Below are 15,880 nucleotides of genomic sequence, written 5' to 3'. Positions count from 1 at the left end.
TGGCGCCGGACGACCCGGGAGGGCCGCCGGACCGGCGGGAGCACACGGTTCACCGAACGTCTCCCTGCCCCTGCCCCGCGGCGGGGCCGCTCGTCGACGAGGTGTCCTGCCAGCGGTAGCCGCGCGGGGTCACCATGCGGCCCGCGATCTCACGGGTCGCCGTGTTGCCCACGGTCACCACCGTCATCATGTCGACCGTCGCCGGGTCGAGGGAGACCAGGGACGTGACCCGGCTGGACTCGTCCGGCCGGGACGCGTTGCGTACGACACCGACCGGAGTCGTCGGCTCCCGGTGCTCGGCGAGGATCGCCAGCGCCTTCGGCAACTGCCAGTCCCGGCCCCGGGAACGGGGGTTGTAGAAGGTGACCACGAGGTCCGCCTCGGCCGCCGCGCGGACCCGCCGCTCGATGACCTCCCACGGTGTGTGCAGGTCGGAAAGGCTGATCGAGACGTGGTCGTGGCCGAGCGGTGCGCCGAGGATCGCGCCGGCCGCGAGCGCGGCGGTGACGCCCGGCACGCCGATCACGTCGATGTCGTCGGAGGCCTCGGCGAGCGCGGGCGAGGCCATCGCGTACACGCCGGCGTCGCCGCTGCCGATCAGCGCGACGGCCTGCCCGGTCCGGGCCTCGGCCACCGCGGTCCGCGCCCGTTCCTCCTCGGCGCCCAGCCCGGACTCCAGGATCCGGGTGCCGGGCCGCAGCAGGTCGCGGATCTGGTCGACGTACTGGTCGAGGCCCACGAGCACGGAGGCGCGCCGCAGTTCGGCCGTGGCGCGCGGGGTGAGCAGATCGCGGGCGCCGGGGCCGAGTCCGACGACGGCGAGCCGGCCGCGCGCGGGACGTCGTACGACGGCGCAGGTCGCCATCGAGGCGTGCCCGTCCGCGCGTGCCGACTTCCGCTTGGGGACGAGGAGTTCGCCGCCCCGTACGAGCGCGGCGGCCTCGGCGACGGAGGGGGTGCCGACGGCCGAGAGGGGCGCGTCGGAGGGGTTGGGGACCTCGACCCCCGTCAACTCCTGGGCGGAGTACGTCATCACGGGCACCCCGAGCCGTGCGGCCGCCTCGACGATGCCGGGCTCCTCGCGCTTGGCGTCCACGGTGGCGAGCCAGGCGACGCTGCGAGGCGACAGTCCCGCGTCCCGCAACGCGTCCTCGACCAGAGCGAGCACCTCGTCGGCCGGGGCGCCCCTGGACGCGCCGACGCCGACGACGAGGGACGGCGGACGCAGCAGCACCTCACCGTCGGCCGGTTCGACCGCGCGATCCGTGAGCCGGACGGTGTGCGTGCCCCGCGCCGCGAACGGCAACGGCGGCAGCGGCCACGCCACCTCGGCGTCCAGCGCGACCGGCTCACCGTCCAGCAGGGCCCGCGTCACACCGGCGACGTCGCCCTCCAGGGGAAGACCGAGCGTGTCCAGGCCGGGGATGCCGACGGCGTCCGTCGCCGTGGTCACCACCGGCTCGGCACCCAGCAACCCGCCCACCTCCAGGGCGAGTTCATTGGCGCCGCCCCCGTGCCCACCCAGCAGCGACACGGCGAACCGCCCGCCCTCGTCGACGCACACCACACCCGGGTCGGACGCCTTGTCGCCCAGCAGGGGCGCCACGAGCCGTACGACGGCCCCGGTCGCCAGGAAACACACGAGCTGCTCGCACTGCTCGAACGCGGTCCGTACGGCGTCCTTGACGGGACCCTCGTACACACGCGTGCGGTCCGGCCATGCCGCGGCCAGCCGGTCGCGTGCCGCCGCCCCCGCCACGGTGGCGGAAATGAGGCCGATCACAGAGCAACTCCTTCATGAGAGACGGGGGTTCGTGCACCCCACAACAGGAAAACGGGATTGGTCGCCGCCAGCCGGGACACGTCCCCCGGCAGTGGTGCGAGCCGGGACGACTGCAACAGCACCCCGTCGCAGTCGAAACCGGCGCCGGTGAGCGCGGCGCGCACCGCGGGCACCCGGTCCAGTGCGGCCAGGGCGACCACGACCGTCCGCCGGGCCCGCCGCGCGCACGCGCCGACGATCCCGGGCAGCTCGCGCCCGCCGCCCCCGACGAACACCGCGTCGGGATCGTCGAGTCGGGACAACGCCGCGGGCGCCTCCCCGTGCACCACGTGCACGTCGACACCGTGCGCATCCGCGTTGGCGCGGATCCGCTCCACCCCGTCCGGGGCCTTCTCGACCGCGCTGACCGCGGCGCCCAGCCGCGCGCACTCCACGGCCACGGATCCCGAGCCGGAGCCGACGTCCCAGACCAGGTCGCCGGGGCGCGGCCCGAGCCGCGCCAGGGCCAGCGCCCGCACCTCGAACTTGGTGATCATCGAGTCGCGGTGCGCGAAGTCGCCCTCGTCCAGCGCCCACCCGGCAGGCGGCAGGGCGGCCGCGCCCGCGAGCGTCCGTACGGGGCCGAGCACCCGCGTCTCGTCCAGGCACAGGACGACACTCACCGCCGTACCCCAGTCGCGGCCCGCGGCCTCGGCGGGGGAGACCCGCTCCAGGCTCTCCTCCTGAGAGCCGAGCGCGGAGGCGACGACGAGGACCCGCCCTGGCGCCGTGCGGGCGAGCGCGGCGCCGAGTTCCGCCGGACCGGCACCGGGACCGGTCAGCACGGCGACCTTCGGGTGCGCCCGGCACACGTTGACGGCCGTGCGCGGATCCCGCCCGTGCGCGCTGACGACGACCGCGTCGTCCCAGGTCAGCCCCAGCCGGGCGAAGGCGGTGGCGACGGAGGAGACACCGGGCCGCACGTCGAGGCGCCGCGCACCGAAGCGTTCGGCCAGCGCCCGCACGATCCCGAAGAACCCGGGGTCCCCGGAGGCCAGCACGACCACGCGCCGGCCTTTGCCGAGGTACTCCTCCATGGCGTCCAGGGCGGGCGCGAGCGGCCCGAGCACGATGCGCTCGGCGGTCTCGGGCAGCCGTACGGCGTCCAGGTGCCGTCGCCCGCCCACGACGAGCTCGGCCCCCGCCACCGCATCGAGCGGAACCGGCGCGCCCGTCCCCGTACCGACCACCGTGATCACGTACTGGCACCCCGCGAGCGCAGGGCCTTGCGGGCCTCCGGGTCGGCCTTGCGATAGCCGTGGAAGTGACCGGGGTGGTACAGGTGCGAGCGCGTGCCCTCGGCGCCCAGCGCCGGCCCGACCAGGAAGAGGGTGTGCTTCCAGAGCTTGTGCTCCTTGACCGTCTCCTCCAGCGTCGCGATCGTGCAGCGCACCACCAGCTCCTCCGGCCAGGTCGCCTGGTAGGCGACGACGACCGGCGTGGTCGTCGGATAGCCGCCCTCCAGCAGCTCCCGCACCAGCTGCCCGCTGCGGGCGGCGGACAGGAAGATCGCCATGGTCGTGCCGTGCTTGGCGAACTCCCGCACCTCCTCCCCGGGCGGCATGGGCGTCTTGCCGCCGCCGAGCCGGGTGAGGACCACGGACTGCGCGACCTCGGGAATGGTCAGCTCGCGCTGCGCGAGGGCGGCGACGGCCGAGAACGCGGACACCCCCGGCACGACCTCCGTCCCGATGCCGATCCGCGCACACCGGTCGAGCTGCTCCTGCGTACCGCCCCACAGGGCCGGATCACCGGAGTGAATGCGAGCGACGCGCAGGCCCTCGTCCCGGGCCCGCTCGTAGACGGCGACGACGTCCTCCAGCGACATCGTCGCCGAGTCGAGGATCTCCGCGCCCTCGCGCGCGTGCTCGAGGACCTCCGCCTGGACCAGGCTCGCGGCCCAGATCACCACGTCGGCCTCGGCGATGGCGCGCGCGGCACGGAACGTCAGCAGGTCGGCGGCGCCGGGGCCGGCACCGACGAAGGTCACCTTGCCGGTGGGGGCATCGGCCATGGAAATCGGTCCTCTCTCGTACAAAAGGTCTTAACGGTGGCGCCGGAGCGGCTGCCGGATGTGCGCGAACGGGGGTTGATCGGATAGCAAGGGCACATGGCGGTCTTCGTCGCGCTCGGCGCGTTCCTGATGACGCTGGCCGGCGGGTGGACGGCACAGCGGGTGACCGACCGTCGCCATCTGGTCCTCGGCCTGGCCGGTGGTCTGATGCTCGGTGTGGTCGGCCTGGACCTGTTGCCGGAGGCGCTCAAGACGGCGGGCGGCCAGGTCTTCGGCGTCCCGGCGGCCCTGCTCCTGTTCGTGGCCGGATTCCTGCTGGCCCATCTGGTGGAACGGCTGCTGGCCGCCCGCCAGGCCTCCCACGGCGGCGAGGAGACCAACGGCCGGGCGCCCGAGGTGGGCCTGACCGCGGCCGCGGCGATGGTCGGGCACAGCGCCATGGACGGCGTGGCGATCGGCGCGGCCTTCCAGGTCGGCGAAGGCATGGGCACGGCGGTCGCGCTGGCAGTGGTCGCCCACGACTTCGCGGACGGCTTCAACACGTACACGATCACGAGCCTGTACGGCAACGCCCGCCGCAAGGCGCTCACGATGCTGTTCGCGGACGCGGCGGCACCGGTCGTCGGCGCGGCCTCGACCGCGTTCGTCACCATCCCGGCGGGCCTGCTCGGCGGCTATCTGGGTCTCTTCGGCGGCGTACTCCTCTATCTCGCCGCGGCCGAGATCCTGCCCGAGGCGCACCACGAGCACCCCGCCCGCTCGACCCTGCTGTGCACGGTGGCGGGCGTGCTGTTCATCTGGCTGGTGGTGGGCATCGCGAGCTGAGACGGGCCCTTCGCCGAGTCTCACAACTTGCCGCCCCGCCCGCCGTCACGCCGCGCGGGCGCGATGAGCGTGGACAGGTACGGCAGCGGGGCGCCGTCGAGCTCGGCGGCCGGCCGGATCGACTCGGAGTCCAGCCCCAGCGCCGACCCCCACACCGCGTCGGCGAGCCGCCCGGTCTCGCGCAGCGCCTCGACGACCTCGCCGGCCTGCCGCCCGAACTTGTAGGCGACGACGGTGCCGGGCCCGCTGAGCGCGTCCTTGAGCACGGCCGCCCCGGCGGTGACGGGCACCAGGGTGAGCGGCTCGGTGCCCTCGGTGAGCACAGCGCCCGACCGCGCCGCCAGGTCCTGCATCGCGGTGATCCCGGGAACGGTCTCCACCACGGTCCCCGGCACCAGTTCGGCGATGGTCAGCGCGAGATAGGTGAAGGTCGAGTACACGTTGGGATCGCCGATGGTGGCGAAGGCGACGGTGCCGCGCTCCCGCAGCAGTCCGGCGACCCGCTCCCCGGCCGCGTCCCAGGCGGCCTCCCGCCGCGCCCGGTCGCTGCGCTCGTTGAGGGCGAACACGACCCGGACGACCTTCTCCTCCGGCACGTAGTGCAGCACGGTGGCCTCGGCCCGCCCGCGCTCCCCGCCGTCCTTCCCGTCCGGCGCGGCCATCACGGGTACGACGACGACATCGGCCGCCCGGAGGGCGCCGACACCCTTGACGGTCACCAGCTCCGGATCCCCGGGACCCACTCCGACCCCGATCAGCCTGCTGCTGCTCATGACGTCCGGCACCTCTCCACGAACCGACGGGCGACACCGGGCTCGGACGCCCAGTGCGTGTGCACATAACTCGCGTGCACACCTTGTTGTACGAAACCTTCGACGCGCGGCGCCGGGGAGCGCACGCCCCATGCGGGGGCCGCCCCCGCCCCGGGCTCGACGACCGTCCGATGAAACTCGTGCCCCCGCATCCGGGTCCCGGCGGCGGCCAGCACACTGTCGCTCACGGCGACGGCATCCCGGTACCCGAGGGTGAGCCGCTCGGACATCCGCGCGCCGGCATCGAGCACCCCGCACATGGGCAGCCCGTCGATCTCCCGGCACAGATACAGCAGCCCGGCACACTCGGCGGCGACGGGAGCGCCGCTCGCCGCGAGGTCCGCGACGGCCTTGCGCAGGGGTTCGTTGGCGGACAGCTCAGCGGCGTACACCTCGGGGAATCCACCCCCGATGACCAACCCGCTCGTGCCGTCGGGCAGTTGCTCGTCCCGCAGCGGATCGAAGACGACGACCTCGGCACCGGCGGCAGCCAGCAGCTCAGCATGCTCGGCATAGGAAAACGTGAACGCTGCCCCACCGGCAACGGCAATCCTGAGCCCGTGCGGCGTTTGAGGACGAGGCACTTCGGGCCGAAGCGGGGGGCTGGGGGCGGCGGCCCCCGGGGACGGGACGGGAAGGGGCGGCGGGGGCGAGGAAACCCCTGCCACTGCCTCCGCCGCATCCCAGCCGGCACACGACAACGCACCCGCACTCCGCGCCAGCCCCACCAGCGCCTCCAGATCGCACCCGTCGGACACCTGCCCCGCCATGGCAGCCACAGCCTCCACAGCGGCAGCACCCCGCTCGGCGACCGGCACCAACCCCAGATGCCGAGAAGGCGTATCCACCTGCGCGACCCGTCGCAGCACCCCCAGCACGGGCACTCCGGCCGACTCCAACGCCTCCCGCAGCAACTCCTCGTGCCGGTCGGACGCGACCTTGTTGAGGATCACACCCCCGACCCGCACCTCGGGGTCCCAGGACGCGAACCCGTGCACCAGCGCCGCCACGGACCGGGACTGCGACGAGGCGTCGACGACCAGCACCACCGGCGCCCCGAGCAGCTTCGCCACATGAGCGGTGGACGCCAGTTCACCTTCCCCCGCGGCCCCGTCGAACATCCCCATCACACCCTCGACGACGGCGATGTCACACCCGCGGGCCCCGTGCAGGAACAACGGCCCGACCAGCTCCGGCCCGCACAGGTACGCGTCGAGGTTCCGCCCCACCCGCCCGGTGGCGAGCGCGTGATACCCGGGATCGATGTAGTCGGGGCCCACCTTGTGCGCGGACACGGCGAGCCCCCGCGCGGCGAGCGCGGCCATCAGACCCGTGGCGACGGTGGTCTTGCCGCTGCCGGACGTCGGCGCGGCAATGACCAGCCGGGGCACAGCAGTTACCACTCGATGCCCCTCTGACCCTTCTGGCCCTCGTCCATCGGGTGCTTGACCTTGGACATGTCGGTCACGAGGTCGGCGAACCCGACGAGCTTCTCGGGCGCGTTCCGCCCGGTGATGACCACGTGCTGGGTCCCCGGCCGCTCCCGCAGCACCTCCACGACCTCGTCGGTGTCCACCCACCCCCAGTGCATCGGGTACGCGAACTCGTCGAGCACATACAGCTTGTAGGTCTCGGCGGCGAGGTCCCGCTTGACCTGCTCCCAGCCCTCCCGGGCCTTCTCCTCGTTGTCCATCTGGGAGTCCCGCTGAACCCAGGACCACCCCTCGCCCATCTTGTGCCAGTCGACGCTCCCGCCCTCGCCGGAGGCGCCGAGCACGCGCAGCGCGTTCTCCTCGCCGACCTTCCACTTGGCCGACTTGACGAACTGGAACACCCCGATCGGCCACCCCTGGTTCCAGGCCCGCAGCGCCAGCCCGAAGGCGGCCGTGGACTTGCCCTTCCCGATGCCCGTGTGCACGACGACCAGCGGCCGGTTACGTCGCTGACGAGTAGTCAGTCCGTCGTCCGGCACCACACTCGGCTGCCCCTGCGGCATTACGCGGCCCTCCTCGAAGTCCCCTGCGTGCCCTGTACATCCCTCACCAGACCGGCGATCGAGTCCGCCCGCAACGCGTCGAGCGTCACCGCCGTACCGCCGAGATCCCCGGCGAGCCGACCGGCCAGCCCCAGCCGCACGGGACCCGACTCGCAGTCGACGACCACGGAGGCGACCCCCTCGGCCGCGAACAGCCGGGCCGCCCGCCCGGCGAGCGCGACCGGCTCAGGGCCGCCCGTGGCCCGCCCGTCGGTGACCACCACGACCAGCGGCCGCCTCGCCGGATCCCGCAACCGCTCCACCCGAAGCACGTCGTGCGCCTTCAGCAGCCCGGCCGCGAGAGGCGTACGACCACCGGTCGGCAACGTCTCCAGCCGGACGGCCGCCGCATCCACGGACGACGTAGGCGGCAGCGCGACATCGGCGGCCGCCCCCCGAAACGTCACCAGCCCCACCTTGTCCCGCCGCTGATACGCATCCAGCAGCAGCGAGAGCACGGCGCCCTTCACGGCACTCATCCGCTGCCGGGCCGCCATCGACCCGGAGGCGTCGACCACGAACAGCACGAGGTTCCCCTCGCGCCCCTCCCGGGTCGCCTGCCGCAGATCGTCCCGCCGCACGACCAGCCCTCGCCCCGAGCGCCCGCGCGCCCGCTGATGCGGCGCGGCGGCCTGCACGGTCGCCGCCAGGTGCAGTTTGGTGAGCGCGCCCCGGGGCCGTCGGGCCCCCGTCGTCCGGCCGTGCTCCGTCCGCGCCCGCGAACGCCGCCCGGACGCGCCCTCACCGATCCCGGGCACACTCAGCACCTTGGTGCGGAACGGCTCGGCGGCGCGTACGGCGGACTGCTCGGCCGCTCCCGAGGCCTGCGGCTCGCCGCCCTCCCCGGGCTCGGGCCGGGCGCCGGTGTCACCACCCTGCGGACCGTCCGACTCGGAGGGCGGCTGCCCGCCACCCCCGCCACCGGGCCCGTCCGGCCCCGGATCGTCGTCCTCGGGCTCCCCGAACTCCTCCAGCGTCTCGTCGAGCTTGTCCTCGTCAAGTCCCGGAGCGTCAAAGGGATTACGCCGCCGCCGGTGCGGCAGCGCGAGCAGCGCCGCCTGCCGCACGTCCTCGGCGAGCACCTCGGTCCGCCCGGCCCACGCCGCCAGCGCGGTCGCGGTACGGGCCATCACGATGTCGGCCCGCATGCCGTCCACCTCGAAGGCGGCACACGTCGCCGCGATCTGCCGCAGCGCCCCGTCGCCCAGCCGCACCGACGGCAGCAACTCCCGTGCGGCGACGATCCGTTGACGTACAGAGGTCTCCTCGTCCGCCCAACGGGCCACGAACGCGGCCGGCTCGTCGTCGTAGGCCAGCCTGCGCCGTACGACCTCCACCCGCTGGTCCGGCTCCCGGGACGCCGCGACCTCGACGGTCAGCCCGAACCGGTCGAGCAGCTGCGGCCGCAGCTCGCCCTCCTCGGGGTTCATGGTGCCGACGAGAAGGAAACGGGCGGCGTGCCGGACGGAGACACCCTCGCGTTCGACATAGGAGGCGCCCATCGCGGCCGCGTCCAGCAGCAGGTCGACGAGGTGGTCATGAAGGAGATTGACCTCGTCGACGTAGAGGATCCCGCGGTGTGCGTCCGCGAGCAGGCCGGGCTCGAAGGCCTTGACACCCTCGGCCAGCGCCCGCTCGATGTCGAGGGCGCCGACGAGCCGGTCCTCGGAGGCGCCGACGGGCAACTCGACCATCCGCGCGGGCCGTTGAGTGCCGGACCCGGCCTCGTGCGGCCCGTCCGGGCATTCCGGGTCCGGCTGCGCGGGGTCGCAGGAGAAACGGCACCCGGGGACGACCGCGACCTTGGGCAGCAGCGCCGAAAGCGCGCGTACGGCCGTCGACTTGGCGGTGCCCTTCTCGCCGCGCACCAGCACACCGCCCACGGCCGGCGACACGGCGTTCAGCAGCAGCGCGAGCCGCAGGTCGTCCTGGCCGACCACGGCCGTAAAGGGAAAGGGGGTGGTCACTGGTCGCCCTCCAAGTCGCCTTCCAGCTCCAGGTACGTGGCGCGCAGCTGCTCCAGCGTCTGCGCGTCCGGCTCGGCCCACAGTCCGCGGTCCGCGGCCTCCAGCAGGCGCTCGGTGATCCCGCGCAGCGCCCACGGGTTGGACTTCTTCATGAACTCCCGGTTCTCCGGGGCGAAGACGTACTCGGCGCTGAGTTTCTCGTACATCCAGTCGTCCACGACGCCGGCCGTGGCGTCGTAGCCGAAGAGGTAGTCGACGGTCGCCGCCATCTCGAAGGCGCCCTTGTAGCCGTGCCGCCGCATCGCCGCCATCCAGCGCGGGTTGACCACGCGGGCGCGGAAGACGCGATGGGTCTCCTCGCCCAGGGTCCGGGTCTTCACCTGGTCCGGGGTGGCGGAGTCACCGACGTACGCCTCGGGACTCTCGCCCGTCAGATGCCGCACCATGGCGACCATGCCGCCGTGGTACTGGAAGTAGTCGTCGGCGTCGACGAGATCGTGCTCGCGGGTGTCGACGTTCTTGGCGGCGACGGCGATCCGCCTGAACGCGGTCTCCATGTCCCCGCGCGCCGCCCGCCCGTCGAGCCCGCGCCCGTAGGCGTAACCGCCCCACACCGCGTACACCTCGGCGAGGTCGGCGTCGCTGCGCCAGTTGCGGGCGTCGATCAGCGGCAGCAGCCCCGCCCCGTAGGCCCCCGGCTTGGAGCCGAAGACCCGGGCGGTCGCGCGCCGCCGGTCGCCGTGCTCGGCCGTGTCCTCGTCGGCGTGGGCCCGCACGAAGTTGCGGTCGGCGGGCTCGTCCAGGTCGGCGACCGCGCGGACGGCGTCGTCGATCAGCCCGACGACGTGCGGGAACGCGTCCCGGAAGAAGCCGGAGATACGGACGGTGACGTCGATGCGCGGGCGACCGAGCTCCGCCAGGCCGACGACCTCGAACCCGGTCACCCTGCGCGAGGCGTCGTCCCACACCGGCCGGCAGCCCAGCAGCGCCAGGATCTCGGCGATGTCGTCGCCCTGCGTGCGCATCGCGGACGTGCCCCAGACCGTCAGGCCGACGGACTTCGGATAGTCGCCCGTGTCCTGCAGATACCGCTGGACGAGGGAGTCGGCGAGGGACTGGCCGACCTCCCAACTCAGCCTGGAGGGGATGGCCTTGGGGTCGACGGAGTAGAAGTTCCGGCCGGTCGGCAGGACGTTGACCAGCCCGCGGGTGGGGGAGCCGGAGGGGCCGGCGGGAACGTATCCGCCGTCGAGGGCCTTGAGGATGTGGCCGATCTCGTCGGTCGTCCGCGCCAGTCGGGGCACGACCTCGGTGCAGGCGAACTCCAACACCGCGACGGCGTCCGGGAGTTCGGTGCCCAGGACGTCACGTGCGAGGGCGCGGCTCTCGGTGACGGCCCACTCCCTCTCCTCCATCCCCTCCGCGATCCGCCGGCACAGCTGCTCCAGCAGGTCGATGGCGTCGGCGGCCGTACGGGACGGCCCCTCGACGAGGTCACTCAGCTCCACCGGAACCTTCACCGGCGCACCCGGCTCGGCGAGCAACTCCTTCTCGACCAGCCCGAAATGAGCCGCGAGCGAAGCCCTGAGCCCCGGCAGCGCGTTCGCCTGCCCGCCCCACACCTGCGAGGCACGCAGCACGGCGAGTACCAGATTGACGCGCGGCTCACCGACCGGTCCGCCGCCGAGAATGTGCAGACCGTCCCTGATCTGCACGTCCTTGATCTCGCACAGATAGCCGTCGATGTGCATGACGAACTCGTCGAAGTCGCCGTCCTCCGGCTGCTCGTCCACGTGCAGGTCGTGGTGCAGCTCGGCCGCCTTGACCAGCGTCCAGATCTGGGCCCGCACGGCAGGCGCCTTCGTCGGGTCCAGGTCGGAGACCAGCGCGTACTCGTCGAGCAGCTGCTCCAGCTTGGCCAGGTCGCCATAGGTGTCCGCACGGGCCATCGGCGGTACGAGGTGGTCGACGACCGTGGCGTGCCCGCGCCGCTTGGCCTGGGTGCCCTCGCCGGGGTCGTTGACGATGAAGGGGTAGATCAGCGGCAGTTCGCCGAGCACGGCGTCCGGCCCGCACCCGCGTGAGAGCCCGAGCCCCTTGCCCGGCAGCCACTCCATCGTGCCGTGCTTGCCCATGTGGACGATCGCGTCGGCGCCGAAGCTGTTCTCCAGCCAGCGGTAGGCCGCCATGTAGTGGTGCGAGGGCGGCATGTCGGGGTCGTGGTAGATCGCGATCGGGTTCTCACCGAAGCCGCGCGGCGGCTGGATCATCACGACGACGTTCCCGAACCGGAGGGACGCCAGCACGATGTCGTCCCCGTCGACGTAGAGGGAACCCGGCGGCTCGCCCCACGCCTCCAGCATCCCGTTTCGCAGCTCGGGGTCGAGCTTGTCGAACCACGCCTGGTAGTCCGCGAGCGGCACGCGGGCGGGCGCGGAGGCCAGCTGCTCCTCGGTCAGCCACTCCACGTCGTGACCGCCGGCCGCGATGAGCCGGTGGATCAACTCGTCGCCGCCCGCCGGGTATGCGGTGACCCCGTACCCGGCGTCCTTCAGGGCGTCCAGCACCCGGACCGCCGACGCGGGCGTGTCCAGGCCGACCGCGTTGCCGACGCGCGAGTGCTTGGTCGGGTAGGCGGTGAAGACGAGCGCCAGCTTCTTGTCCGCGTTCGGCTTGTGCCTCAACTCTGCGTGCCGTACGGCGATTCCGGCGACCCGCGCGGCCCGCTCCGGGTCGGCGACGTACACGGGCACGTCGTCGGGTCCCTGCTCCTTGAAGGAGAACGGAACGGTGACGAGGCGCCCGTCGAACTCCGGGATCGCGACCTGCATCGCCGCGTCCATCGGGGACAGCGCGGCGTCCGACTCGTCCCAGGCGTCCCGCGAGGAGGTGAGGCACAGGCCCTGCAGGACAGGGACGTCGAGGTCGGCGAGCGCGCCGATGTCCCATGCCTCCTCGTCGCCGCCGGCCGAGGCGTGGGAGGCGTGCGTGCCACCCGCGGCCAGGACGGTGGCCACCAGGGTGTCGGCCTTCGCGAGGGTCTCGTACAGCGCCGGGTCCGCGCCGCGCAGCGAACCGCAGTACACGGGAAGGGCGTTGGCGCCACGCGCCTCGATCGCGTCGCACAGGGTGTCCACGAAGGAGGTGTTGCCGCTCAGTTCATGGGCCCGGTAGAAGAGCACGCCGACGGTCGGCCGGCCCTCGGTGAACTCCCGCTCGCCGTGGACGCCGTGTTCGGGCATCTTCTGCGGTTCGAGGAAACCCTCACCGGTCAGCAGCACGGTGTCGGACAGGAACCGGGCCAGCTCGACGAGGTTGGCGGGCCCGCCCTCCACGAGGTACTTGAGCGCCTCGGCGACCACACCGGCGGGCACCGACGACTCGGCCATCAACTCCGCGTCCGGCACGGTCTCTCCGCCGAGCAGCACGGTCGGTACGCCGGACGCCCTGAGCGCGGCGAGCCCGTCCTCCCAGGCCCGCTTCCCGCCGAGCAGCCGTACGACGGCGATGTCCGCGCCGTCGAGCAGCCCGGGCAGTTCCTCCGCCACGTCCACGCGGGTCGGGTTGCCGATCCGGTAGTCGGCACCGGAGGCGGCCCGGGCCGCCAGCAGGTCCGTGTCGGCGGTCGACAACAACAACACTGTGCTCATGCGGGTGCTCCCGGTGGAATGAAAGGCAGTCCTTGCGGCGCGCCCGACTCGATGAGCCGCCACAGTGCGTCCGTGTCCGCGTGCTGTTCGATCAGGTCGCCGAGCCGGTCGAGCTGCTCCTCGCGCAGCGCGGCGAACGAGGTGTCGGGCGCCGGCACGAAGCGGCGGCCCGCGGCGGCCGCCACCTCACGCAGGAAGGCCCGCCGGAACCCGTCCGACTCCAGCGAACCGTGCCAGTGCGTGCCCCAGGTCCGGCCGACCCGGCAGCCGTCCAGGCTGCGTCCGCCGCCATCGGAGATGAACGCTTCTCCGCCGGTGACCTCGGCGACCCCGTGATGGATCTCGTACCCCTCGACCGGCTCGCCGAGGGCCTGGCCCACCGGCCGGGTGAGTGTCTTCTCGCGGGCGAACCGCACCCGCACGGGCAGGACTCCGAGGCCCTCGACGTGTCCGCGCCGGCTCTCGACCTCGTCCTCGATGTGCTCGCCGAGGATCTGGTAGCCACCGCAGATGCCGAGGACGGGCCGTTGCTCGATCGCCCTTCGTACCAGGACGTCCGCAAGGCCGCGTTCCCGCAGCCACTCCAGGGCCTTCACCGTGCCCCGGGTTCCCGGAACGATGACGAGGTCGGCGTCGGCCAGCTCCTCGGGCCGGTCCACGAACCGCACGACGACACCCGGTTCGGCGGCCAGCGCGTCCACGTCGGTGAAGTTGGACATGAGGGGGACCGCGCAGACGGCGACGCGCAGCACGTCCTCGCCGACGGGCGGCGCGACGTCCGACTCGCGCACGGTCCCCCGCAGGGCTGTGTTCGGTCTGAAAGCGGGCCGCAGCCCGTCCTCCTCGTCGATGCCGAGACCGTGCCGGAAGGGCAGGACGCCGTAGGTTTGCCGCCCGGTGAGGCCGTGCAGCATGTGGAGCCCGGGCTCCAGGAGGCTGACGTCTCCCCGGAACTTGTTGACGAGGAACCCGGCGACGAGTTCCTGGTCCTCGGGCGACAGGAGTGCGACGGTCCCGAAGAAGGAGGCGAAGACGCCGCCGCGGTCGATGTCCCCGACCACGAGCACGGGAAGCCGTGCGTTCCGGGCGATCCCCATGTTCACGATGTCGGTACGCCGCAGGTTGATCTCGGCGGGAGAACCCGCCCCCTCACAGATCACGGCGTCATACGTGCCCCGCAACTCGGCGAGGCAGTCGAGAACGGTCCCGAGCAGTTTCTGCTGCCGCCCCCCGTGGTACCCCCGCGCGCTGAGCTCGCCGACCGGCTTGCCCATCAGCACGACCTGACTGCTCTGCTCTCCACCGGGCTTGAGCAGCACGGGATTCATGAGCGCGGTGGGCTCGATCCGGCAGGCCTGCGCCTGCATGGCCTGAGCCCGCCCGATCTCGGCGCCCTCCCGGGTGACGAACGAGTTGAGCGACATGTTCTGCGCCTTGAAGGGCGCGACCTTGACGCCCTGCCGCACCAGCCAACGACAGATCCCGGCGGTGACGACGCTCTTGCCGGCGTCGGAGGTGGTACCGGCGACGAGTAGACCACCGCTCATTTCCCGAGTCCCTTCACCATGAGGCGCGCGGCGACACTGACGCCGAGCGCGAGCATTCCGACGCGCCGCGAGAGCCGTACGGCCCGCTCGATGTCGGGCACGGCGACGGCGCGGCCTTCCCGGTTCAGGACCGGCCGGTGCTCCACCCGCCCCCCGTACGACAGGGTCCCGCCGAGTCGTACCCCGAGCGCCCCGGCGAACGAGGCCTCCACGGGACCGGCGTTGGGGCTCGGATGGGCGCCGGCGTCGGCACGCCAGGCCCGTACCGCACCACGCGGGTCACCGCCGGCGACCGTCGCCAGTACGGCGGTCAGTCTGGCCCCCGGCCAGCCCGCCACGTCGTCCAGCCGCGCGGAAGCCCACCCGTAGCGCCGGTACGTGGGCGACCTGTGCCCGACCATGGCGTCCAGGGTGTTGACGGCCCGGAACCCGAGCAGCCCCGGCACCCCGCCGACGGCCCCCCACACCAGGGCGCCCACCACCGCGTCGGAGGTGTTCTCCGCGACGGACTCGACGACGGCCCGCGCGATCCCGTCGGCGTCCAGAGCCTGCGGATCCCGCCCGCACAGGTGCGGCAGCCGGGCCCTGGCGGCCTCGACGTCACCCGACTCCAGCGCGCGCCCGATGCTCCGGGCCTCACGAGCGAGTGAAGTCCCCCCGACGACGGCCCATGTGGCGGTGGCGGTCACCGCGACGGAGGCGGCGGGGGAGCGTCGTACGGCGGAGACGGCGACCGCCCCGATCCCGACGGCTCCACCGGCGCACACGAGGGCATGCAACGCGCCCCACCCGCGGTGGTCACGCCACAACACCCGTTCCACGGCACCGGCGGCCCGCCCGAACGCGGCGACCGGATGCCCACGGCGCGGATCGCCGAGCAGAAGGTCACCGAGAAGGCCGGCGGCGGCGCCGTACGCGAAGACGCGGTCGGCACGCACGGGGCTCAGCCGATCGCCGGGTCGGGTAGGGCTCGGGCCAGTGCCGCGGCAGGCAACGTCTGCCCGTCGACGAGCGGCGTCCGGTGCGTGCTCTCGGCATGTCGGCCGGAAGTCCTCGTACGGGACGTACTCGGGCTTTCGGCCGGTGCGGTGAGTGGGGGCACCTCCCACGCCCTTGAGGCGGTGGGGGAGTGTGCCGGGCGTCGCGACGGGGCGAACGTCGCCTGTCGCGGCACTGGGTCGGTGCCTCTCAAACGGCAGCCGCGCATG

General features: G+C 73.1%; 11 protein-coding genes. 1 reads left to right on the top strand and 10 read right to left on the bottom strand.

Features of this window, described 5'->3' with window-relative positions:
* Nucleotides 1–49: 49 nt before the first annotated feature.
* The 3 genes from cobJ to cobM are packed head-to-tail and all read right to left on the bottom strand — an operon-like array spanning nt 50 to nt 3,836.
* Nucleotides 50–1,783: a precorrin-3B C(17)-methyltransferase gene (gene cobJ, locus ACYUED_RS10200; RefSeq protein ID WP_491291951.1), complete on the bottom strand. Its 1,734-nt coding sequence runs from the start codon at nt 1,781–1,783 to the stop codon at nt 50–52.
* The gene (gene cbiE, locus ACYUED_RS10195; protein WP_491291950.1) at nt 1,780–3,021 is read right to left on the bottom strand and encodes a precorrin-6y C5,15-methyltransferase (decarboxylating) subunit CbiE; all 1,242 of its coding nucleotides are present in this window, start codon (nt 3,019–3,021) and stop codon (nt 1,780–1,782) included. Before cbiE ends, cobJ begins: the two co-directional genes overlap by 4 nt.
* Nucleotides 3,018–3,836, bottom strand: a complete 819-nt coding sequence (cobM, locus tag ACYUED_RS10190) for a precorrin-4 C(11)-methyltransferase (RefSeq protein ID WP_491291949.1) — start codon at nt 3,834–3,836, stop codon at nt 3,018–3,020. Before cobM ends, cbiE begins: the two co-directional genes overlap by 4 nt.
* A gap of 96 nt (nt 3,837–3,932) precedes the next feature.
* Here cobM and ACYUED_RS10185 point away from each other — a divergent pair, with 96 nt between their 5' ends.
* Complete coding sequence (locus ACYUED_RS10185; protein ID WP_491291948.1) at nt 3,933–4,661, top strand: ZIP family metal transporter; 729 nt, start codon at nt 3,933–3,935, stop codon at nt 4,659–4,661.
* Nucleotides 4,662–4,681: 20 nt separating this feature from the next.
* On the opposite strand, the gene cobI is transcribed toward ACYUED_RS10185, so the two are convergent.
* The 7 genes from cobI to ACYUED_RS10150 are packed head-to-tail and all read right to left on the bottom strand — an operon-like array spanning nt 4,682 to nt 15,610.
* A complete protein-coding gene (cobI, locus tag ACYUED_RS10180; RefSeq protein ID WP_491291947.1) occupies nt 4,682–5,446 on the bottom strand; it encodes a precorrin-2 C(20)-methyltransferase in 765 nt (254 codons plus the stop codon).
* Complete coding sequence (locus ACYUED_RS10175; protein WP_491291946.1) at nt 5,431–6,876, bottom strand: cobyrinic acid a,c-diamide synthase CobB; 1,446 nt, start codon at nt 6,874–6,876, stop codon at nt 5,431–5,433. Before ACYUED_RS10175 ends, cobI begins: the two co-directional genes overlap by 16 nt.
* On the bottom strand, nt 6,870–7,469 hold the full coding sequence (gene cobO, locus ACYUED_RS10170) for a cob(I)yrinic acid a,c-diamide adenosyltransferase (RefSeq protein ID WP_491291945.1): 600 nt from the start codon (nt 7,467–7,469) through the stop codon (nt 6,870–6,872). The genes ACYUED_RS10175 and cobO overlap by 7 nt, the downstream gene beginning before the upstream one ends.
* Complete coding sequence (locus ACYUED_RS10165; RefSeq protein WP_491291944.1) at nt 7,469–9,475, bottom strand: putative cobaltochelatase; 2,007 nt, start codon at nt 9,473–9,475, stop codon at nt 7,469–7,471. The genes cobO and ACYUED_RS10165 overlap by 1 nt, the downstream gene beginning before the upstream one ends.
* Nucleotides 9,472–13,125 carry a cobaltochelatase subunit CobN gene (gene cobN / locus ACYUED_RS10160; protein WP_491291943.1) on the bottom strand — a complete coding sequence of 1,218 codons (3,654 nt, stop codon included), beginning with the start codon at nt 13,123–13,125 and terminating at the stop codon, nt 9,472–9,474. The genes ACYUED_RS10165 and cobN overlap by 4 nt, the downstream gene beginning before the upstream one ends.
* Entirely contained in the window at nt 13,122–14,672 is a 1,551-nt protein-coding gene (locus ACYUED_RS10155) for a cobyric acid synthase (RefSeq protein ID WP_491291942.1), read from the bottom strand. Before ACYUED_RS10155 ends, cobN begins: the two co-directional genes overlap by 4 nt.
* A complete protein-coding gene (locus ACYUED_RS10150; RefSeq protein ID WP_491291941.1) occupies nt 14,669–15,610 on the bottom strand; it encodes a cobalamin biosynthesis protein in 942 nt (313 codons plus the stop codon). Before ACYUED_RS10150 ends, ACYUED_RS10155 begins: the two co-directional genes overlap by 4 nt.
* Between the last annotated feature and the right edge of the window lie 270 nt (nt 15,611–15,880).

This window comes from Streptomyces sp. DF42, from assembly GCF_058267695.1.
Note: the sequence above shows the minus strand (reverse complement) of the source record. Positions and strands in the feature narration are given on the sequence as shown.